Source organism: Nesterenkonia populi (assembly GCF_007994735.1).
GTDB classification, from domain to species: Bacteria; Actinomycetota; Actinomycetes; order Actinomycetales; family Micrococcaceae; genus Nesterenkonia; species Nesterenkonia populi.
The window spans coordinates 327,995-347,370 of record NZ_VOIL01000001.1; the positions used below are offsets into that span (position 1 = coordinate 327,995).

Genomic DNA, 19,376 nt, shown 5'->3' on the forward strand with positions numbered 1-19,376 from the left:
CTCACGGGTCTGCGCATTACCGGCTCCGCCTGCCGTCCGCACCTCCCGGACCGGGGGGCAGGCCCAGCCGCAGCACCCGCCCGAGGCCCTCGCCCCTCACCAGATAGTGACGCGCTCCTCCGGGGCCAGCCACATGCCGTCGCCCTCAGCAGTGCCGAAGGTCTCATGGAAGGCGTCCACGTTCTTCACCGGCTGGGTGGCGCGGAACTCGGCGGGGCTGTGCGGATCGATGCTCAGCAGGGTCAGGGCGCGCTCGGGACGGATCACCTGACGCCAGCCGGAGGCCCAGGCGCAGAAGAACCGCTGATCCCCGGTGAGACCGTCGACCTCCTCGTCCTCGCCGCCGTCCAGCCACAGCTTGTAGGCCTTGTGAGCGATGCCGATGCCGCCGAGGTCACCGATGTTCTCACCCAGGGTGAGCTCCCCGTTGACGGTGTGCTCCTCGTTGAGGACGGAGGGGGCGAGCTCCTTGAACTGGTCCACGAGCTTGCCGGTGCGCTGCTCGAAGGCCTCCCGGTCGGCCTGGGTCCACCAGTCGGTGAGAGAGCCGTCGGCCGCGTAGCGGGACCCCTGATCGTCGAACCCGTGACCGATCTCATGCCCGATGATCGCGCCGATGCCGCCGAAGTTCTGGGCCATGTCCCTGTCCGCGGAGAAGAACGGCGGCTGCAGGATCGCCGCCGGGAAGCAGATCACGTTCTCCAGCGGGTGGTAGTAGGCGTTGACCGTCTGCGGGGTCATGTGCCATTCCTCGTCATCCGGCCCCTCATCGATCTTCGCGACGTCGCGCTCCCACTCGGCGATCGCAGCAGAGGAGGAGTTCGCGACAGCGTCAGGCCCCACCTGCACGTCCGAGTAGTCGATCCACCGGTTGGGGAACCCGATCTTCGGAGTGAAGGAGTCCAGCTTCTCCAGAGCGCGGGCGCGGGTGTCCTCCCCCATCCACTCCAGCTGGGAGATCGACTGCCGGTAGGCCTCCAGCAGCGAAGCGATCAGCTCATCCATGGCCGCGCGGGCCTCCGGCGGGTAGTGCCGGGCCACATAGATCTGGGCGATGTCCTCCCCCAGGTGGGCGTTGGTCATCGCCACGCCGCGCTTCCACCGCTCCTTCAGCTGCGGGGTCCCGTTGAGCGTGCGTGCGTAGAAGTCGAAGTGCTCGTCGACCATCGCCTCGTGCAGCAGCGGGGCCGCACTGCGCAGCAGGCTGACGCGCAGCCAGTTCCTCCAGGTCTCCAGGGACTCCTCGACGAGCGCCGCCTGGAAGCCCTCCAGCACGTCCGGCTGGCCGACGACGATCTCCGCGGCCTGCGCATCGCTGAGCCCCCAGCCCTCGATCGCCTCAGCCAGCAGCGGCATCAGCGCCTCAGCCTCAGCCCGGGGCATCAGGTTGTAGCGCTTCTGCGCATCGCGGGTGGTCACACGGTCCCAGTGGTGCCCGGCCAGACGCCTCTCCAGGTCGACGACGGCGGCTGCCGCAGCGTCGGCGTCGTCCTGGGCGCGGCCGCCGAGGGTGAGCAGGCGGACCAGGTGCTGCTCGTACTCGGCAAGGATCTCCGCGTAGGTGTCCTCCCGGTAATAGGCCTCGTCCGGCAGGCCGAGACCGCCCTGCATCACATGCCACAGCACCCGTTGGGGGTTGCCCGCGTCCCGCACCGCACCAGCCTCGACCAGCCCGCTGACGCCCTCTCGCTGCCAGGAGGCGGAGAGTCGCAGCAGCGCGCCGGGGGTCTCCGCGGCGTCGATCTCTGCGAGCTTGGATTCGATGGGGGCGAGCTTGAGCTCCTCGGCGCGCTCGGCATCCATGAACGCGGCGTAGAAGGTGCCGATCCGGTGCTGGATCTCGCCGAAGTCAGGGTCCAGGGACTGGGCCGTGTCGGGGGATCTCACCGCCTGGGCGGCCTCCTCGAGGATCGAGCGGACGTCTTCCTCGGCCTTGTCCCGCAGCTGGTGGAAAGCGCCGTAGGCGTCCTGGTCCTCGGGGATCTCCGCGGTGGCCAGCCACGCGCCGTTGACATGCCGGTTCAGATCATCCTGCGGCCGGACGGACTCATCAGTGTGCGGAAACAGCGCAGAAGTCATGCAGTCAGCCTAAACCGTGGGCACCAGTCTCATGTTGTCGATGAGCCGGACGGGGCCGACGCGGGCGGCGATGAGGGCGAGGGCCTCCCGGGCCAGGGGGACGGCCTCTTGCAGGTCGACCTCCCGAAGGGTGCTGGGGTCGACGACGACGAGGTAGTCCAGGTCCACGCCCTCGGCCGCGTTGAGCTGGGCCGCCTGCCGGTCCACGTCCAGCGGCTCGCCCGCCTCAGCCTGGCCGGCCAGGGCCCGCAGCGCACGGGAGAGCGCCAGCGCGGAGTCATACTCCTCAGCGGAGAGACGCTGGTTGCGGGAGGAGAGCGCGAGCCCGTTCTGATCCCGCACAGTGGGCAGGGCCCGAACCGTCGCCGGGAGGCTGAGGTCGGTGACGAGGCGACGGATGATCGCCAGCTGCTCAGCGTCCTTCTCCCCGAACCAGGCCTCCAGCTTCGCTCCCCCCAGGGGGGCGGCGACGATGCTGAAGAGCTTGGCGACCACCGTGGCAACGCCGTCGAAGTGGCCTGGGCGGGAGGCGCCCTCCCACATTCGGCCCATCTCACCGGCGCTGACCCGCAGCTGGGGCGCAGGCGCCTCAGCGTCCCCGGGGTGGCTGGGGTACATCTCCTCCAGCTCCGGGGCGAGGATCAGGTCCGTCCCATGCTCGGCGAGCAGTGCGGCGTCGGACTCCAGCTGGCGGGGGTAGTGGAGGTAGTCGGCGTCGTCGTCGAACTGCAGCGGATTGACGAACACACTGGCGACCATGACGTCGGACGTCTCCCGGGCAGACCGCAGCAGGGCGCCGTGCCCCGAATGCAGCGCACCCAGCGTCGGGACGAATCCCACCACGGCGGGCTCCGCCGGAGTGCGGCTGACCGCTTCGGCGAGGGCGGCCTGGAACTCGGGGACGGTTCGGAAGATCTGACTCACGGCGCCAGTCTAAATCCGGGCGCCGAGAGGCCACATCGAGCAGCATCTGGGCAGTTTCAGTCTCGGATGCTGCGCAGATTGGCCTCTCGGCAAAGACTGCTCAGCGGCCGAGGGCGTCGAGGATCTCAGCGGCCTTCGCCTCGGTGATGAGGCCGCGGGCCAGGGCGCGCTGGGCGGTGGCGCGGGCCAGCTCGGTGTAGGCGCTGCGGATGTCCGTCGGGACGCCCACAGCCGCCAGCCGGTCCAGGTGAAGCCGCACCGTGCCGACATCGCCGCGGGCCACAGGCCCGGTCAGCGCGGACTCCCCGGAGGCGAGCGCATTGTCCAGGGAGGCCTGCATCAGCGGGCCCAGCAGGCGGGCCGGGCTCTCCACCCCCGCCGCCTCCAACAGCTGGGCGGACTGGGCGGTGATGGTGTTCAGATGGTTGGAGGCGTGCGCGAGGGCAGCGTGATACGTGCCGCGATGCTCCTCCGCGACGACGACCGGCTCCGCGCCCATCTCCACCACGAGCGCCTGGGCGACCGGCAGCACCTCCGCGGGAGCCGTGACCGCGCAGGCTGCGGCGGTCATCCGCTGCAGGTCCATGCTCGTGCCGGTGAACGTCATGGCCGGGTGGATGGCCAGGCCGATCGCTCCGGCCTGCTCCGCAGGAGTGAGCACCCCGGTGCCGAAGCGGCCGGAGGTGTGGACCACCAGATGTCCGGGCTGGAAGTGTCCGGCCTCCGCCGTCCCGGAGACGACCTCCGGCAGGGCGTCATCGGGGACGGCGAGCAGGATGAGCTCGGCCCGGCGCAGTATCTCGGGGATCTCGAGCACCGGGACGTCCGGCAGCAGCAGCTCAGCCCGCTCCCGGGAGGCGGAGGAGACCGCATGCACGCCCACCAGCTGATGTCCGGCGCTCCGCAGCGCGGCTCCGAGCACGGCCCCGACCCTGCCCGCGGAGATCACCCCGACGCCGAGCCGCCCGTCCCGCGCCGAGGGCGGGAGGTCCCCCGCGTACGGATCAATCGGCACGGGGCTCATCCTGTTCGGCCTCGATCTTCTCCACCATGCGTTCGAACTCAGCGAGCTCCTCCGGCTGCATCCACTGGTTGCGGTCGGAGATGCGGCGAGCGACCGCCGCCTGAGCGGCCTCGAACTCGAACAGCTCCGAGGCGGCGGCCAGGTCCTGGTTCTTCACCTGGCCGAGCACGGGACCGGACGGCAGGTGGACCCGCAGGTCAACGACGTCGCGCCTCCGTGCCAGCGGCCCCTGGCTCAGCTCCAGGGACTGCACCCGCTCATGCGGGACCATGCGCAGCACCCTGGCAACCCAGCCGTCACGGAGCATCAGGACGCTCGGGGTGGTGAAGAATCCGCGCCGCCTGCGCACCAGGGGGTCGAAGATCCGGGCCCGGCGCGGCACCGCGGTGAAGCCCGCCTCCTCCCCGGAGCCGGTCAGCCCGTGCAGGAACAGCTCCTCGGGGCTGTCGACCTGCAGGTCCGGGAAGATCTCCGCGGCGATCGCCATCACCTCGTCCTTGGTGCCCACCGGCAGGACCTGGTTGCGAGCATCGAGCCCGTACCCGGCCACAGTGACGTTCATCTGGAACCAGCCGGGGATTCGCCAGAGCAGCGGCTGCCGGATGCTCAGCCCCTGCACCCGGCCGGGAGGGACCGTCTGGGCGTTGGTGGTGGTCAGCCCGTAGCGCAGCCGCAGCCCGGCGTCGGTCATCGTCGCGGTGAACCCGTAGGAGCTGTTGAGCTGGCCCCAGACGGTGAACACCATGCCGAGGGCCACGGGGATCAGGAAGGGCACTGCGCCGATTCCCCCAACGATCACCATCCACACCCCAGCCGGGTTGTCCGCGTCCCCGAAGAGCGCCGGAATCACGGTGATCACGCCGGCGGCGACCGCCGCCAGCACGGTGATGAACACGACGACGCCGACGACCGGGCCCAGCACGATCGAACCGATGAGCCGACCCGTCGGCACCTTGGCGATGAATCTTTCGGGTCCGCCGCCCGGCTGCGGCGCAGCGGCATCCGGGCGCGGCGCAGGGGCGCCGTCCTCGCTGAGCCCAGCTCCCGGCCCGCCGTCGGCGTGCCCTGCTGCATCAGCCGCACGATCGTTGCGGCCCGCCGCCCGGTCCATGATCTCGCTGCGCAGCTCCTCCGCCTCGGACCGGCGCACGAAGGACAGGGTGACCGCGGTGGCGTCGCCCTCGGCCACCTCGAACTTCAGCTCCGCCAGGCCCGTGAGCCGGGCCAGCAGCGGCTGCCGCAGGTCCACCGACTGCACCCGGTCGATCCGGGCCTGCCGGTGCTGCCGGACGAACACCCCGGACTTCACCATCACGTGCTCATCGGTGATCTTGTATCGGGTGAACCACCAGCCGAGGAACGCGCCGCCGAAGATCATCAGGAACAGCCCCAGCAGAAGACCGGCGCCGATCAGCGTGGCGGTCGGGTTCTCCCGGACTGTCTCCTGCAGCTCCCCGGAGCGGAGCGCCTCCCACAGTCCCTGCCAGGCCTGCCAGTTGTAGCCCAGCACAATCACCGGCAGACCGATGAAGATCGCCCAGCCCTGCACCAGCGGGCTCAGCGGATGAACCCGCGTCCAGGTCTCGTCGAACCAGGGCTCCTTGGTCTCGCTGCTCTCGGGCACGGGCTGGGCGCCGCCGTCATCCGGGTGCCGCTCAGCCATCAGAGTCCTGCCAGTCGGGCCTGACCGCGGGCGGAGAGCTCGTCGCGCAGCCGGGCGCCCTCCGCGCGGGTGGCGCCCGGGATGGAGGCGTCGGTGTCGGCGGAGGCGGTCTTCAGCTGCACGGTGCAGATCCCGAACTTCCGCATGATCGGGCCAGCCTCAATGTCCACGTACTGCAGCCGGCCGTAGGGCACCGCAACGACACGCTGCCAAAGGATTCCGGTGCGGATCAGCAGGTCATCCTGGCGCTCGAAGTAGCCGATGGCGCGGACTCGGCGGGGGATCAGCGCCAGGTCGATCGCCGCCCAGACCACCATCCCGACCAGCACCGGCCACAGCAGCCAGGCCCAGATGTCCCAGATCCCCAGCAGCTTCAGCACAGCCGCTGCCACCGGGAACGCCAGCCACAGCAGCCAGCCGGCCGCTCCGGAGATGTATCGGACCGTGATGAGCTTCTCATCCACCCGGGTCCACTCCACGCCCGCGGGGTCGATCGCCTCAGAGCGCATATCCCTCGTTTCCGTCCTCAGTGTTCTTCTCGTCTGCGAGCGTACCGCCTCCCCCAGCACCGGTGTCGGGAGGTATCCGGCAGAGGCGCTCGACGACGGCGCCGACCACCACCCAGCCGGCCCCGGCCAGACCGATCACCACCGCGGCGCTGACATTCGGGGTGCCCAGACCCCCAGCCGGGGCAAGGTCGAGCAGCACGCCGGCGTGCCATCCGGCGATCAGCGCGCCCGCGTAGGCGGCGGCCTGCCCGGCGACGGCGACCCGGAGCGCCTGCAGGGGGTGGAGCCGACGGGCCGGATGCCGGGGCTCCTCATTCTTCAGCCCGGCCTCGTGCGCGGCGCGCTCAATCCGGCGCTGGTCCGAGCGGACCACCAGCCCTAAGGCCAGCAGCAGCACTCCCAGTCCCACAAAGGTGATCACCGAGATGATCGGCAGCACCGGCGAGGAGATGCCCACGGCCGCGGTCAGGTGGGCGGCGAGGAAGCCGGCGAGCGCGGAGGCCCCGAAGATCACCAGCAGCCAGGCCGGACGCATCGGAGTCATGACTGCTGAGCGTCCTCCTCCGTGCCGGCTGCGTCCTGCTCAGCAGCGGCGTCGCCGGGGCGCAGCTGAACGACGTCGTCGTAGTCGTGCGCCTCGGCGGCGAGCTCCCGGACCGGCCGGCCCTCCAGCAGTGCGACCGGGTCCATCCAGGACCACGGCAGCAGCACGAATGCGCGCTCCGCCGCGGAGGGGTGCGGCACCTGCAGCCGCGGAGAGTCGATGACCGCGCCGGCATAGGTGACGATGTCCACGTCCAGGGTGCGCGGGCCCCAGCGCTGCTCCCGGACACGGTTGTGCTCCGCCTCGATCGCCTGAGCGAGGTCCAGCAGGGCGTGCGGGGAGAGCCGGGTCTCGATCTCCACCACCTGGTTCAGGTAGTCCCGCTGGTTGCCGGGCCCGCCCATCGGTTTGGTCTGGGCCAGCGGAGACTGGCTGAGCACGACGATGTCCTCGTTCTCCTCCAGGGAGGCGACGGCGGAGGCCAGGGTGAGGCGGGAGTCTCCCAGGTTGGATCCCAGGGCGAGCACGCTGCGGACCGGGAAGGCGGCCGGAAGGTCGGGGTCGCGCAGGTGCCGGGTCGCCGCCTCATCGGCCGCCTCTGCCAGGGAGATGCTGCCGTACGGAGAGTGCTCGGCGGCGGTCTGAGCAGCCGGGCCGGCAGGGGCGGGCACGGAGGTGATGGGAAGGTCCGCGCGGGTGCGGGTGATGGTGACGGAGACGTCCTCGAAGTCCTGAGGCATCGGCGCCTCGGGCTTGTGCAGGGTGATGGTCACCTTGGAGACCCGGTAGTCCAGGCGGAGGACCCGCTCAGCGCACTCGGCGGCCACCCGCTCGATGAGGTGGTAGGACTCACCGGTGACGGCCCGCTCCAGGTCGGTGGCCACATCCGCGTAGGAGAGGCTGTCCCGCATATCGTCGGTGCGGCCGGCCTGGGCGACGCTGAGGTGCACCTCAGCGTCGATGACGAAAGGCTGCGGGGCAGCCCGCTCCGCCTCAAAGACGCCGTGCCGGCCCTGGAGCCGCAGCCCGGTCACCCGGATGATGTCTGCACCCATGCCACTACTCTCTCGCAGGGGTGGGGGTTCCGCTACCGCAACCCTCAAGTGCCCGAACGAGGTCCGCTCACATACGCGAAGCCTCCCGGTGTCGGAGCCTCCCGCCGAAAGCGGGGCTCGGCTCCCAGCTCGCCGGCGAAGCGGACTGCATCGGCGCTGGGCCGCACGGCGTGGATCCGCACGGCCCAGCACCCGACGGAGGCTGCGTGGGCGCTCAGGACGGCGGTGACCGTGTCCCGCTCCTCTGCTCGGCGCGGCATGCCCTCCGCATCTGCCAGAAGAGCTCCCAGAAAGCCTTTTCGGCTCGCCCCGAGAAGCACCCGGTGGCCGGTGCTCACGAACTTGTCCAGATCATGGGTGGCCAGCTGCCAGCTCTGCTCGTGGGTCTTCGCGAAGCCGATCCCCGGGTCCAGGATGATCCGCTCGGGGCTCACCCCGGCGTCGAGGTGCTGCTGGCGGATCTGCTGCAGCTCCTCGAGCACCTCAGACACGACGTCGTCGTACTGGGCGCGGTCCTGCATCGTCTTGGAGTCGCCCCGGTTGTGGGTGATGACGACGTCGCAGCCGGCCTCCGCGACCGCGGCCGGCATGTCCGGGTGGGTGAGGAGGCCGGAGACATCGTTGATGATCAGCTCCGGGGCGCGGCCCCGGGCAAGGCTGAGCGCCGCCCGGGCCGTCTCCGGGTGTCGGGTGTCCACGGAGATCCGCGCCGGGACCTCCTCCAGGAGATGCTCCAGCACCGGAAGGAGGCGGGCCTGCTCCTCCCGCGGTTCCACCGGCTCGGCACCGGGGCGGGTGGACTCCCCGCCGAGGTCGAGGATGTCTGCGCCCTCGGCCACCATCCGTCGGGCCTGGGCCAGGGCTGAGGCGACGTCGTCGTGCCGGCCTCCGTCGGAGAAGCTGTCCGGGGTGACGTTCAGGATGCCCATCACCAGGGTGCGCATGCTCACCGCCCCGCCATGATGAGGCTCATCGCTTCGCTGCGGGTGGCGGCGTCGCGCAGCTGTCCGCGGACTGCGGAGGTGATGGTCTTGGAGCCGGGCTTGGCCACCCCGCGCATCGACATGCACAGGTGCTCCGCCTCGACGACGACGATCGCTCCGGCCGGCGCCACGTGGGTCATCAGCGCGTCGACGATCTGCGCGGAGAGCTGCTCCTGCAGCTGGGGACGTTTGGCGAAGATCTCCACCAGCCGGCCCAGCTTGGACAGCCCGGTGACCTTGCCGTGCTCGGACGGGATGTAGCCGATGTGGGCGACCCCGTAGAACGGCAGCAGGTGATGCTCACACATCGAGTAGAAGCTGATGTCCCGGACGAGGACCAGCTCCTCATGCCCGATGTCGAAGCTGGTGGACAGCAGGTCCGCGGGATCCTCCGCCAGGCCCCTGAAGGACTCCGCGTAGGCCGAGGCCACCCGTCGGGGGGTCTCCTTCAGGCCGTCGCGGTCGGGGTCCTCCCCCACGGCGAGCAGGATCTCCCGGACGGCCGCCTCAAGCCGGGGCAGGTCAACACCCTCAGCCATCGCCGCTCTCCGAGGGGGCGGAGGAGGTGCTGCCGGCGTCCTCATGAGTGCCGTTCGAGACGGTCTCGCCCTCGACGATGATCGGACGGTCGGGGCTGGACTCCCACACCTGGCGCCTTGGGCGCTTCTTCACGTCCCAGAAGATCTCAGCGACCTCCTTGGCCCCGAGGGTCTCCACCCGCAGCAGCTCCTCGGCCAGACGGTCGAGGACGTGCCGGTTCTCCCTCAGGGCCCCGTAGGCCTCGTCGTGGGCCTCTTCGATGATCCCGCGGACCTCGGCGTCCACGGTGGCGGCGAGCTCCTCTGAGTATTCCTTGCCCGTGGTCATCTCCTTGCCGAGGAACGGGCTGGTGTCCCCGGAGCCCAGCTTCACGGAGCCGATCTTCGCGGACATGCCGTAGTCGGTGACCATCTTCCGGGCGGTGTCGGTGGCCTTCTCGATGTCGTTGGCGGCGCCGGTGGAGGGGTCCTGGAAGACGATCTCCTCGGCCACTCGCCCGCCCATCGCGTAGGCGATCTGGTCCAGCAGCTCGTTGCGGGTGGTGGAGTACTTGTCGTCCTCCGGGATGACCATCGTGTAGCCCAGGGCGCGGCCACGGGGCAGGATGGTGATCTTGGTGACCGGAGCCGAGTAGTTCAGGGCCGCAGCGACCAGGGCGTGCCCGCCCTCATGGTAGGCGGTGACCTTCCGCTCGTGGTCCTTCATCAGGCGGGTGCGCTTCTGCGGGCCGGCCATCACACGGTCGATGGCCTCGTCCACGGCACGGTCATCAATCAGGTCGGCGTTGGAGCGGGCGGTCAGCAGGGCCGCCTCGTTGAGCACGTTGGCGAGGTCCGCGCCGGTGAACCCGGGGGTCTTCCGGGCCACGGCGCTGATGTCCAGGTCATCCACCATCGGCTTGCCCTTGGAATGCACCTCCAGGATCGCTTTGCGGCCGGCGAAGTCCGGGGCCTCCACCGGGATCTGCCGGTCGAAGCGCCCGGGTCGCAGCAGCGCCGGGTCCAGGACGTCGGGCCGGTTGGTGGCGGCGATGACGATGATGTTGGTGCTGGCGTCGAACCCGTCCATCTCCACCAGCAGCTGGTTGAGAGTCTGCTCGCGCTCGTCGTTGCCTCCGCCCACGCCTGCGCCGCGCTGTCGGCCGACGGCGTCGATCTCGTCCACGAAGATGATCGCCGGGGAGTTCTCCTTGGCCTGCTTGAAGAGGTCACGCACCCGGGAGGCGCCCACCCCGACGAACATCTCCACAAAGTCGGAGCCGGAGATTGAGTAGAACGAGCCGCCGGCCTCGCCCGCCACCGCTTTGGCGAGCAGGGTCTTGCCGGTGCCGGGCGGACCGTAGAGCAGCACGCCCTTGGGGATCTTCGCGCCGAGGCGCTGGAACTTGTCCGGCTCGGAGAGGAACTCCTTGATCTCGTGGAGCTCCTCCACCGCCTCCTCGGAGCCGGCGACGTCGGCGAAGGTCACCTGCGGCATGTCCTTGTCGAACATCTTCGCCTTGGACTTGCCGAACTGCATCATCCGGCCGCCGCCGGCGGACATCCGGGTGATCAGCCAGATGAACAGCAGCGCGATCAGCAGGAACGGAATCATGAACCCGAGCATGCTCAGCAGCCAGTTCGACTGCTCCGGCTCGTCCGTGTAGCCCTCCAGGCCAGCGTCGGCCACCGTTTCCGCGACCGTCTCGGCACGGGCCTGGGAGAAGTGGAAGTGGACGGCGTCGCCGAGGTCCTGCCCATCGAGCTCGAAGGACTCAGAAAGTGTCAGGTCGACCCGGGAGTCGCCGTCGTCGACCCGGGCCTCCTCAGCCTCTCCCTCCTCGAGCAGCTCCATGCCCACGTTGGTGTCCACCTGCTCGCCGGCTCCGGAGGAGCCGAACAGCAGGGGCACGACGACGAGCAGCAGCACCACCGCGGCGAGGATCCAGAAAAGCGGTCCGGTGAAGATCTTCTTGAAGTTCAATAGCGCTCCGTCGTCAGGGCAGATTCAGACTGACACTACGGTACTAGCGTCTGAATCCTGCCGCGGAACGGGGCGGCTCCGCCTCGCCCAGAGCGTAGAGCCCTCAGCGCACATGCACCTTCCGGCCCGCCAGGAACCCAGCCGCGGCCAGCAGTCCGACGGCGGCCAGCATCCCATAGATCACGGGAGCCCAGGAGCCGGTGAGGTCGAACACCGCCCCGGCCAGGAGCGGACCCGTGCCGGCGCACAGGTAGCCGACTCCCTGCGCCATCCCGGAGAGCCGGCTGGCCTCCTGCGGCGTGCGGGCACGCAGGGAGATCATCGTCAGCGCGAGCAGCAGCATCGTGCCGGTGGCGAACCCGCCCAGAAGGGTCCACAGCGGCACCAGCGCCGGCGCGGCGAGCAGGCCGATGAGCGAGGCGGCCATGCTGCAGCAGATCAGGAAGGCCACCAGCCGCTGGTCCTGGGACCGCTGCAGCACCGGGCCGACTGTGAGGCTGGCGGCGATCCCGACGCCCTGCCAGAGCGAGAGCATCCACCCTGCGTAGGCCTCCCCGATGCCCTGGTAGGCGAGCATCGAGGGGTACCAGGTCAGCAGCAGGTAGAAGATGGTGGACTGCAGCGCGAAGTAGGCGGTGACCTGCCAGGCCACCGGGGAGCTCCAAATGCTGGCGGCCTTCGGCTGAGCGGCGTGCGGGGCCACGGGGATGGAGGCGGTCTTCGGCGCCGGCTCCCGGAAGCGGAGGCTCCAGAGCGCCGCGGCGGTGAGCGCGAGCAGCGCTCCTGCCCCGAGGGCGAGCTCCCAGCGCGCGAGCCCTGAGAGCGGGACCGCGGTGCCGGAGGCCAGGGCCGCGGAGCCCGCCATCGTGGCCGTGTACAGCCCGGTCATCACCGGCACTCTGTCGGGGAAGTCGCGCTTGACGACGGCGGGGACCAGCACGTTCCCGACGCCGATGGCGATGGAGAGGATCGCGGTGCCGGTGAGCAGGGAGATCTGGGCGCTGGCGGCGGGGTCGCCGGGCAGCGCTCCGGGCGGCAGGGAACGGATGACGGTCCCGACAGCGAGCAGGATCAGCGAGGCGAGAATGCTGCGCTCCAGCCCCCACCGGGAGGCGAGGGTGTGCACGAAGGGTGAGACCACCCCGAAGCTGAGCACGGGTATTGCCCCGAGCAGCCCGAGCAGGGAGGGGCTCAGGCCGGTGTCAGCCCGGATCTGCTCCAGCAGGGGGCCGACGGCGCTGATGGCGGGCCTAAGGTTGGCGGCGACCACCAGCACGGTGGCCACCAGCAGCACCCGCGGCAGCCCAGATCCTCGTCGACTCACCACGCAGTTCTATCAGGTCCGCGAACCCTCTGCCGACCCGGGGACGGTCAGCCCAGCACTGGGATGAGGAGGCTGACGAGGAGCAGGACCAGGGCGCCGCCGATGCGGGAGGCGACCTGCAGGAAAGGCATCAGCTCAAGGCGGTTCGCCGCCGAGACCACCGCGACGTCGCCGGTGCCGCCCATATCCGTCATTCCCATGCCGATCGCCACCGAAGTCTCGGCGTAGTACATCTTCACCAGCCACCCCAGCGCGCCGGAGACGGTCACCGCAGTCACCACAGCCAGCAGCACCAGCACCGGGTAGCGCCAGTCGGAGAGCAGCGCACCCAGCTCGTCGAACTCGAAGAAGGTGATCGAGATGCCCACCAGCAGAGCAGGGGTCAGGGTGCCGGAGACGAACCCGAACCAGGTGGAGACCGCGTCCTCGAAGGCCTCCGGCATCAGGCCGAAGATCTTGATCACAGCGGCCAGCAGGATCGTCCAGGCGTAGGCGTGCAGGCCCGGCACGAACTCGGCGATCAGGCTGCCCGCCAGGAAGAGGACAGCAGCTGTGGTGAGGCCGATGGCCAGCACGTTGAACGTTCCGCCGGTGGGCTTCGGCTTGGCCTTGAACTGGTCGCTCCTGCCCTCCACCCGGACGATCTGCCCGTTGCCGTTGAAGCCGACGAAGAACTGCTGGCCCTTGTAGGTGATGCCGTTGAAGACGCCCGCGCAGAAGATCGTCAGCACGTTGGCGATGATCACCGCGGGGATCAGCTGCGCCACGTACGCACCGGCGTCGCCGCCCATCTGGTCCGCGTAGATCCCCGACATCGGTACGATCCCGGCTCCCACGCCCCCGCCCATGATCGGGGCCGCGATGAACAGGACAGCCTCGCGCAGGCCGAAGCCCAGCGCGGCGCCCACGGCGCCGATCACCACGAACACCGTGGCAATGGTGCCCAGCAGCGGCACCGCGATGCGGGCGCCGGCCTTGAGCAGCAGAGCTCTGGGCATGCCGAGGATGGAGCCCGCGATGAGGCTGGCCACATAGAAGTCGATGAAGCCGATCTCGCTGCCGTCGGTGAAGATCTCCATGTTCTCCGCCAGCGACTCCGGAAACAGTCCGAAGTGCAGAAGGATCGCCGGGGAGAGGATCGCCAGCACGGTGGGCAGCCCGTAGTTGCGCAGCAGCGGCACGCGTCCGCCGATCCAGTTCAGCAGTCCGCCGACGAGGATCACCACGGCGAACCCGGCCAGCATCGCGTTGGGGAGCACCTCCAGCCAGGCACAGGCGATGATCACCGCGAAGAAGATCGCGAACCAGTGGATCGGCAGACCCATGATCCGGGTCCAGGAGTCCGGCCTGTCGAACTCGGCGGCCGCCGAGGCCGCAGGTGCGGCGGGGATATTCGTCCGGTCGCCGTCGACCCCCTCCGGGGCCTCAGAGGTCTGATCGCCGGGCGTCTTTGCCCGGTCCGTCGCTTCGACGCTCAACGTCGCTCCTTCGAGGTTCTGTCTGTCTGTGTTGCCCACATCACGCATGTGTGAGCGGCGCTACACTAGCCGGGTTTTTATAAAGGATCAAAGCTCAAAGCTCGCCAGGGCCGACATCAGCCCTTGTCCGATGTGCAGCTCCAGCTCCGCCGACGCCGTCTCCGGATCACCGGCGGCCACCGCCTCCGCAATCCGGCGATGCTCCCTCGAGGACCTGCGGCCGCCCTCCGGGTCCCGGTAGATCCGCTGGGCGGTGTACGGCACGCCCGCCCACAGCTGCTCGATGAACCCCACCAGCATCCGGTCACCGCTCAGCCGATACAGCGCAAAGTGGAACTGCTCATTGGCCTCCGCACGCTGCTGCGGGGTCTGCGCCGCCTCCGTCCGCCGCAGGAACTCCCCCAGGATGTATTCGGACTCGTCATCGGCCCGCTGCGCGGCCAGACGGACCGCCATCGGCTCCAGCACGGTGCGCAGCCGGTAGATCTGCTCCACCCGCTGCGAGGTGAACTCGACGATGCGGGTGCCGACGTGCTCGTCGTGGACGGCGAAGCCCTCAGCGACCAGCCGCTTGAGAGCCTCCCGGACAGGAGTCAGGCTCATGCCCTGCATCTCGGCGAGCTGGTGGAGGGTGACCCGCTCTCCCGGGGCGAGCTCGCCGGTCTGGATCTTCCTCCGCAGGGAGGCGTACGCTGCTGCCGCCTTGCTCAGCGGCGGAGAAGACTCATGCACGCGGGCCTCCAGGGGTGGTCGGCTCTGGCGAGCCTACAGCACCCTGCTGTGAGATCGATCACGATCGACTCGGCTCAATGGCCCTGCAATCACTCGTAGACGTGGGGAGCGAGGATGCCGATGCAGCTGAGGTTGCGGTACTTCTCCGCGAAGTCGAGGCCGTAGCCGACCACGAACTTGTTCGGGATGTCCACGCCCACGTACTTCACGTCGATGTCCACCTTGACCGCCTCCGGCTTGCGCAGCAGGGTGCAGATCTCCACGCTGGCCGGGCCGCGGGACTCCAGGTTGGCCTTCAGCCAGGACAGGGTGAGGCCGGAGTCGATGATGTCCTCGACGATGAGCACGTGCTTGCCGGTGAGGTCAGTGTCCAGGTCCTTCAGGATGCGCACCACACCGGAGGATTTGGTGCCGGAGCCGTAGGAGCTCACCGCCATCCAGTCCATGGAGAGGTGGCTGGTCATCGCCCGGGCCAGATCCGCCACGACCATCACCGCCCCCTTGAGGACGCCGACCAGGAGCACGTCCTTGCCGGCGTAGTCGGCGTCGACCGCCTCCGCCAGCTCTCTGATGCGCTCGTCGATCTGCTCCTTGGTGAGGAGAACTTCTTCCAGATCAGCTGTCACGTCATGGCTGTCCATGCGTCTGCAGGCTCCTTCTCAGGCGAACGGTGCGGGTCCGGCGTCACAGGGTCCTTGCCTCAGCCGGACGACGGCGGGATGAGGATCAGTTTTCCATACTCAGCAGTTCCCCGTGCACCCCGGTAGACCTCCAGCTCCCCCTCAAGCTGGACCGGCCCCCGGGATCGGCTGCCGGAGGCCAGGCGCTCCACCGCCTGCAGCCGCTCGGAGCTGGGGGCCGGGGCGCCTGCCGCCACAGCAGCGAGGGCGACGATGCGACGGCGGATCGCCGGAGGCTGGGCGCGCAGTCCTTTGAGCTGCAGGCGCAGGGCACCAGAGGCGTCCGGGTCCTCAAGAAGGGTGGGGAAGATCTCTTTGGCCTGGGATTCGAGGTAGGCGGCGTCCTCCGCGGCGATCGCGGCGGTGCGCGCCAGGGAGTCGGCAATGGTGGGGCTGAGATGCTCGCGCAGGTGCGGCATCACGTCGGTCCGCAGTCGGGAGCGCAGGTAACGGGGATCGCTGTTGGCGGGGTCCTCCCACCAGGTGAGCCCATGGTGGGCGCAGATCGCCTCAGTGTCGGCACGGGCCAGCTCCAGGAGAGGCCGGCGATACGGGCCGCGGGCCGCGGGGATCCCGGCCAGGGACCGGGTGCCGGAGCCGCGGGCGAGCCCGAGCAGCACCTGTTCGGCCTGGTCGTCCTTGGTGTGGGCAGTCAGCACCCGTGCCGCCCCCAGCTCACTCATGGCTTTCCGGAAGGCGGCATAGCGGCCGGTCCGCGCGGCGGCCTCCGGCCCCTGGCGAGAATCGCAGTCCACATCCGCTGAGACGATCCGGACCGGCTCCAGCCCCAGCCCCTTCAGCTGCCGAACCGCCTGCCCGGAGATCTCCACACTGCGGGGGTGCAGGTGGTGGTCGACGACGACGGCGCCCACCCGGGTGCCGGCGTGCGGACCGGACTCCTTCCGGTGGTGCCAGGAGGCCGCTGCGGCGAGCGCCAGGGAGTCGGCCCCGCCCGAGCAGCCCACCAGGTTCAGCTCCCCGGGGGCGAGCGCCTCTCCTACGGCCCGGCGGGCCGGGTGAAGAGGGACAGGAGCGGCCAAGGTCAGCCGCCGAAGGTCTGGGCGCCGGTGTCGGAGAGCTTCTTCAGCCCCACCCTGGAGACCCACGCCTCGGCATCGTGGATCTCATCCTCGGTGGGCAGGTGCTCGGGGGCCTCCCAGACCGTGTTGAACTGGTCCATGCCGACCAGCTCCACGGCCCGGGAGACGAACGACTGGCCGTCCTTGTACTGGGCGGCCTTCTTGTCCAGCTGCAGCAGCCTCCGGACGATCCTCTGCATGGGGCTGCGACGCTTGGCTCGCTCGTTGAAGCGGCGGCGGATGGTCTTCACAGTGGGGACGACGTCAGCGTCGACGGCGTCCATGACCACATTGGCGTGGCCCTCCAGCAGGCTCATCACCGCGGTGAGGTGGCTGAGAGTCTCACGCTGCTCGGGCGTCTGGATGGCGCTGAGGAGCTGCTTGCGGCCGGGCCGGCGACCCTCCTGCAGCTCGGCGCGCACCTGCTTGGCCGTCTCAGCGATCCGCTCGGGGAGGGAGTCGGCCTCGGCCATGGTGGAGGCGGAGAGCTCGGTGATCTTGCCGCGCAGATGGTCGGCGAGCCAGGGGGCGGCGGCGAACTGGACGCGGTGAGTCTGCTCGTGCAGGCATACCCAGAGGCGGAAGTCGTCGCGCTCCACGTTGAGCTCCTCCGCGATGGTGACCACGTTGGGGGCGGTCAGCAGCAGCCGGGACTGCTCAAACGGCTCGAACTGGCCGAGCACCTGGGCGGAGAGGTAGCCGAGAATCGCGCCCAGCTCCGCACCCGCGGCGGAGGCCCCCAGCACCTGGCCGGCGGAGCCTTCCTTCTGGGCGAGCTCGGGCTTGTTCCGGGCGGCGGCGTGGAGGGCGGGGCCCAGCAGCTGCCGGAACGTCTGGGTGTTGGCGCGGGCCCAGCCGGCGCGGTCAACGACCCGGACGTCGGAGAGGTCCTCCCCGAGGTGTTCGGCCGCGGCGATCCCCGTGATCCGGTGCACGTGCGGGACCGCGTCGGCGGCGGCCTGCCGCAGCGCCTGCACCTCAGCCTTCGCCTCGGAGGGCTTCATCCGGGGACCTGCGGGGATGAGCCGGGAGGCGGTCTTCTCCACCATGTCCCAGCTGATGAGCAGCTCGGCGGCGTGCTCCTCGGTGATGTCCGGCTGGGCGCTGGCGTCCGGCGTCGTCGTCATACCCCCACAGTACTGCGCGGTCAGTACACTCGTCTGCTGTGACTGACTCGCAGCTTCCGGACCAGGTCTCCGATGTCTTCGACCCGCACCAGTGGCGGAGGGTGGAGGGCTTCGGCTTCACCGACATCACTTACCACCGGCGGGTGGAGCGCGACACCGGGGGCGCGGTGCTCCGGGACCTGCCCGCGGTGCGGATCGCCTTCGACCGGCCAGAGGTGCGCAACGCGTTCCGGCCCCACACGGTGGATGAGCTGTACCGGGCCCTGGACCACGCCCGGATGACCTCAGACGTCGGGGCCGTGCTGCTGACCGGCAACGGGCCCTCCCCCAAGGACGGCGGCCACAGCTTCTGCTCCGGTGGGGACCAGCGGATCCGCGGTCGCGACGGCTACCGGTACGCCGAGGGTGAGACCGCCGAGTCCGTGGACCCGGCCCGGGCGGGCCGGCTGCACATCCTGGAGGTCCAGCGGCTCATCCGCACGATGCCCAAAGTGGTGATCGCTGTGGTGAACGGCTGGGCGGCCGGCGGCGGGCATTCGCTGCACGTGGTGGCGGATCTGACGATCGCCTCCACGGAGCACGGAAAGTTCAAGCAGACGGATGCGACGGTGGGCTCCTTCGACGCCGGGTACGGTTCGGCGCTGCTGGCCCGGCAGGTGGGCCAGAAGAAGGCGCGTGAGATCTTCTTCCTGGCCCGGGAGCACTCCGCGGAGGACATGGTCGCCGCCGGCGCGGTGAACGAGGCGGTCGAGCATGAGCGGCTGGAGGAGACTGCTCTGGAGTACGCCGCGGATATCGCCCGGCAGTCGCCGCAGGCGGTGCGGATGCTGAAGTTCGCGTTCAACGCCGCCGACGACGGGCTCGCCGGCCAGCAGGTGTTCGCCGGGGAGGCCACCCGCATGGGCTACATGACGGACGAGGCCGTGGAGGGCCGCGACTCCTTCCTCCAGAAGCGCGACGCCGACTGGTCCCAGTTCCCCTATTACTACTGATCGACCACAGGATCCCGCCTGTCCGCATCATCCCTCCTCACTGCAGTAGCCGATGATCAGCGTGGCCCCGGGCGGGTGAACTCCCCTCTCGCTGCGTCCACAGCGGGACGAGTGGGACAGGCAAGCAGGTGATCGTTGATAAGACCCATCGACTGCATGAATGCGAAGAGCGTCGTCGGGCCCAGGAACTTCCAGCCACGAGACGTGAGGTCCCTGGCCATGGCGATGGAGGCAGGCGACGTCGTCATCGTCTGCGGTTCGCCGAGCTCGGCAGCGGCTGGCTCATAGGACCAGATGAGCCTCGCCAGAGGCCCCTCGTGCTCCAGGAGCTCCTCAGCGCGGCGAGCGTTATTGATCACTGCCTCGATCTTGGCCCGATTCCGGACGATTCCCGCGTCGCCGAGCAGACGCGCGACGTCGGAGTCACCGAAGCGGGCAACGGCCTCGATCTGAAAATTCGCGAAGGCCGCACGGAAGCTCTCCCGCTTGTTGAGGATGGTCCGCCAGCTCAGGCCGGACTGAAAGCTCTCCAGGCACATCTTCTCGAAGAGCCGGCGGTCATCAGAGACGGGAAAGCCCCATTCAGCGTCGTGATACCTCAGCAGCTCAGGGGCCTGCTCAGCCCACATACATCGCATCGTCGTCCTCCTCGTCCCAGCTGGCGGTGAGCTCCACGCCGGT

Annotated in this window: 18 protein-coding genes; 1 reads left to right on the forward strand and 17 read right to left on the reverse strand. The window is 69.6% G+C overall.

The genetic code is table 11. The features are described 5' to 3' along the window. Positions 1–96: 96 nt before the first annotated feature. The 16 genes from FWJ47_RS01545 to FWJ47_RS01620 all read right to left on the reverse strand — a co-directional run bounded on the left by FWJ47_RS01545 (position 97) and on the right by FWJ47_RS01620 (position 17,703). Positions 97–2,079, reverse strand: a complete 1,983-nt coding sequence (locus FWJ47_RS01545) for a M13 family metallopeptidase (protein ID WP_147103217.1) — start codon at positions 2,077–2,079, stop codon at positions 97–99. Positions 2,080–2,088: 9 nt separating this feature from the next. Next, the gene (panC, locus tag FWJ47_RS01550; RefSeq protein WP_211358947.1) at positions 2,089–3,003 is read right to left on the reverse strand and encodes a pantoate--beta-alanine ligase; all 915 of its coding nucleotides are present in this window, start codon (positions 3,001–3,003) and stop codon (positions 2,089–2,091) included. A 100-nt stretch (positions 3,004–3,103) separates the two neighbouring features. After that, complete coding sequence (locus FWJ47_RS01555; RefSeq protein WP_246126114.1) at positions 3,104–4,018, reverse strand: Rossmann-like and DUF2520 domain-containing protein; 915 nt, start codon at positions 4,016–4,018, stop codon at positions 3,104–3,106. After that, entirely contained in the window at positions 4,008–5,690 is a 1,683-nt protein-coding gene (locus FWJ47_RS01560; protein WP_147103221.1) for a PH domain-containing protein, read from the reverse strand. The genes FWJ47_RS01555 and FWJ47_RS01560 overlap by 11 nt, the downstream gene beginning before the upstream one ends. Next, a complete protein-coding gene (locus tag FWJ47_RS01565) occupies positions 5,690–6,199 on the reverse strand; it encodes a PH domain-containing protein (RefSeq protein ID WP_147103223.1) in 510 nt (169 codons plus the stop codon). Before FWJ47_RS01565 ends, FWJ47_RS01560 begins: the two co-directional genes overlap by 1 nt. Next, on the reverse strand, positions 6,189–6,743 hold the full coding sequence (locus FWJ47_RS01570; RefSeq protein ID WP_147103225.1) for a DUF3180 family protein: 555 nt from the start codon (positions 6,741–6,743) through the stop codon (positions 6,189–6,191). Before FWJ47_RS01570 ends, FWJ47_RS01565 begins: the two co-directional genes overlap by 11 nt. Further along, a complete protein-coding gene (gene folK, locus FWJ47_RS01575; RefSeq protein WP_147103227.1) occupies positions 6,740–7,798 on the reverse strand; it encodes a 2-amino-4-hydroxy-6-hydroxymethyldihydropteridine diphosphokinase in 1,059 nt (352 codons plus the stop codon). The genes FWJ47_RS01570 and folK overlap by 4 nt, the downstream gene beginning before the upstream one ends. Before the next feature lie 44 nt (positions 7,799–7,842). Beyond that, positions 7,843–8,742, reverse strand: coding sequence for a dihydropteroate synthase (folP, locus tag FWJ47_RS01580; protein WP_147108742.1), 900 nt, complete (start codon positions 8,740–8,742; stop codon positions 7,843–7,845). 2 nt (positions 8,743–8,744) lie between these two features. Beyond that, positions 8,745–9,320 carry a GTP cyclohydrolase I FolE gene (folE, locus tag FWJ47_RS01585; protein ID WP_246126115.1) on the reverse strand — a complete coding sequence of 192 codons (576 nt, stop codon included), beginning with the start codon at positions 9,318–9,320 and terminating at the stop codon, positions 8,745–8,747. Further along, a complete protein-coding gene (gene ftsH / locus FWJ47_RS01590; protein WP_147103230.1) occupies positions 9,313–11,283 on the reverse strand; it encodes an ATP-dependent zinc metalloprotease FtsH in 1,971 nt (656 codons plus the stop codon). The genes folE and ftsH overlap by 8 nt, the downstream gene beginning before the upstream one ends. Positions 11,284–11,386: 103 nt before the next feature. Next, positions 11,387–12,607 (reverse strand): CynX/NimT family MFS transporter, encoded by a 1,221-nt coding sequence (locus FWJ47_RS01595; RefSeq protein WP_170228426.1) that lies wholly within the window; start codon positions 12,605–12,607, stop codon positions 11,387–11,389. A 47-nt stretch (positions 12,608–12,654) separates the two neighbouring features. Next, positions 12,655–14,085, reverse strand: coding sequence for a 2-hydroxycarboxylate transporter family protein (locus FWJ47_RS01600; protein WP_170228427.1), 1,431 nt, complete (start codon positions 14,083–14,085; stop codon positions 12,655–12,657). 87 nt (positions 14,086–14,172) lie between these two features. Continuing rightward, the gene (locus tag FWJ47_RS01605) at positions 14,173–14,817 is read right to left on the reverse strand and encodes a GntR family transcriptional regulator (protein ID WP_147103235.1); all 645 of its coding nucleotides are present in this window, start codon (positions 14,815–14,817) and stop codon (positions 14,173–14,175) included. A gap of 89 nt (positions 14,818–14,906) precedes the next feature. Further along, complete coding sequence (gene hpt / locus FWJ47_RS01610) at positions 14,907–15,458, reverse strand: hypoxanthine phosphoribosyltransferase (protein ID WP_147103237.1); 552 nt, start codon at positions 15,456–15,458, stop codon at positions 14,907–14,909. Between the two features lie 59 nt (positions 15,459–15,517). Further along, entirely contained in the window at positions 15,518–16,537 is a 1,020-nt protein-coding gene (tilS, locus tag FWJ47_RS01615; protein WP_147103239.1) for a tRNA lysidine(34) synthetase TilS, read from the reverse strand. Between the two features lie 2 nt (positions 16,538–16,539). Continuing rightward, positions 16,540–17,703, reverse strand: a complete 1,164-nt coding sequence (locus FWJ47_RS01620; RefSeq protein ID WP_147103241.1) for a zinc-dependent metalloprotease — start codon at positions 17,701–17,703, stop codon at positions 16,540–16,542. A gap of 38 nt (positions 17,704–17,741) precedes the next feature. Here FWJ47_RS01620 and FWJ47_RS01625 point away from each other — a divergent pair, with 38 nt between their 5' ends. Further along, complete coding sequence (locus FWJ47_RS01625; protein ID WP_147103243.1) at positions 17,742–18,695, forward strand: 1,4-dihydroxy-2-naphthoyl-CoA synthase; 954 nt, start codon at positions 17,742–17,744, stop codon at positions 18,693–18,695. A gap of 56 nt (positions 18,696–18,751) precedes the next feature. On the opposite strand, the gene FWJ47_RS01630 is transcribed toward FWJ47_RS01625, so the two are convergent. Next, positions 18,752–19,333: a DNA-3-methyladenine glycosylase I gene (locus FWJ47_RS01630; RefSeq protein WP_147103245.1), complete on the reverse strand. Its 582-nt coding sequence runs from the start codon at positions 19,331–19,333 to the stop codon at positions 18,752–18,754. Positions 19,334–19,376: the final 43 nt, after the last annotated feature.

What these genes read in the sequence shown, in the direction of transcription:
- FWJ47_RS01545 (WP_147103217.1), bottom strand. Translation starts at nt 2,079, where the DNA reads ATGACTTCTGCGCTGTTTCCGCACACTGATGAGTCCGTCCGGCCGCAG.
- FWJ47_RS01560 (WP_147103221.1), bottom strand. Translation starts at nt 5,690, where the DNA reads ATGGCTGAGCGGCACCCGGATGACGGCGGCGCCCAGCCCGTGCCCGAG.
- FWJ47_RS01565 (WP_147103223.1), bottom strand. Translation starts at nt 6,199, where the DNA reads ATGCGCTCTGAGGCGATCGACCCCGCGGGCGTGGAGTGGACCCGGGTG.
- FWJ47_RS01570 (WP_147103225.1), bottom strand. Translation starts at nt 6,743, where the DNA reads ATGACTCCGATGCGTCCGGCCTGGCTGCTGGTGATCTTCGGGGCCTCC.
- folK (WP_147103227.1), bottom strand. Translation starts at nt 7,798, where the DNA reads ATGGGTGCAGACATCATCCGGGTGACCGGGCTGCGGCTCCAGGGCCGG.
- folP (WP_147108742.1), bottom strand. Translation starts at nt 8,742, where the DNA reads ATGCGCACCCTGGTGATGGGCATCCTGAACGTCACCCCGGACAGCTTC.
- folE (WP_246126115.1), bottom strand. Translation starts at nt 9,320, where the DNA reads ATGGCTGAGGGTGTTGACCTGCCCCGGCTTGAGGCGGCCGTCCGGGAG.
- hpt (WP_147103237.1), bottom strand. Translation starts at nt 15,458, where the DNA reads ATGGACAGCCATGACGTGACAGCTGATCTGGAAGAAGTTCTCCTCACC.
- FWJ47_RS01620 (WP_147103241.1), bottom strand. Translation starts at nt 17,703, where the DNA reads ATGACGACGACGCCGGACGCCAGCGCCCAGCCGGACATCACCGAGGAG.
- FWJ47_RS01630 (WP_147103245.1), bottom strand. Translation starts at nt 19,333, where the DNA reads ATGCGATGTATGTGGGCTGAGCAGGCCCCTGAGCTGCTGAGGTATCAC.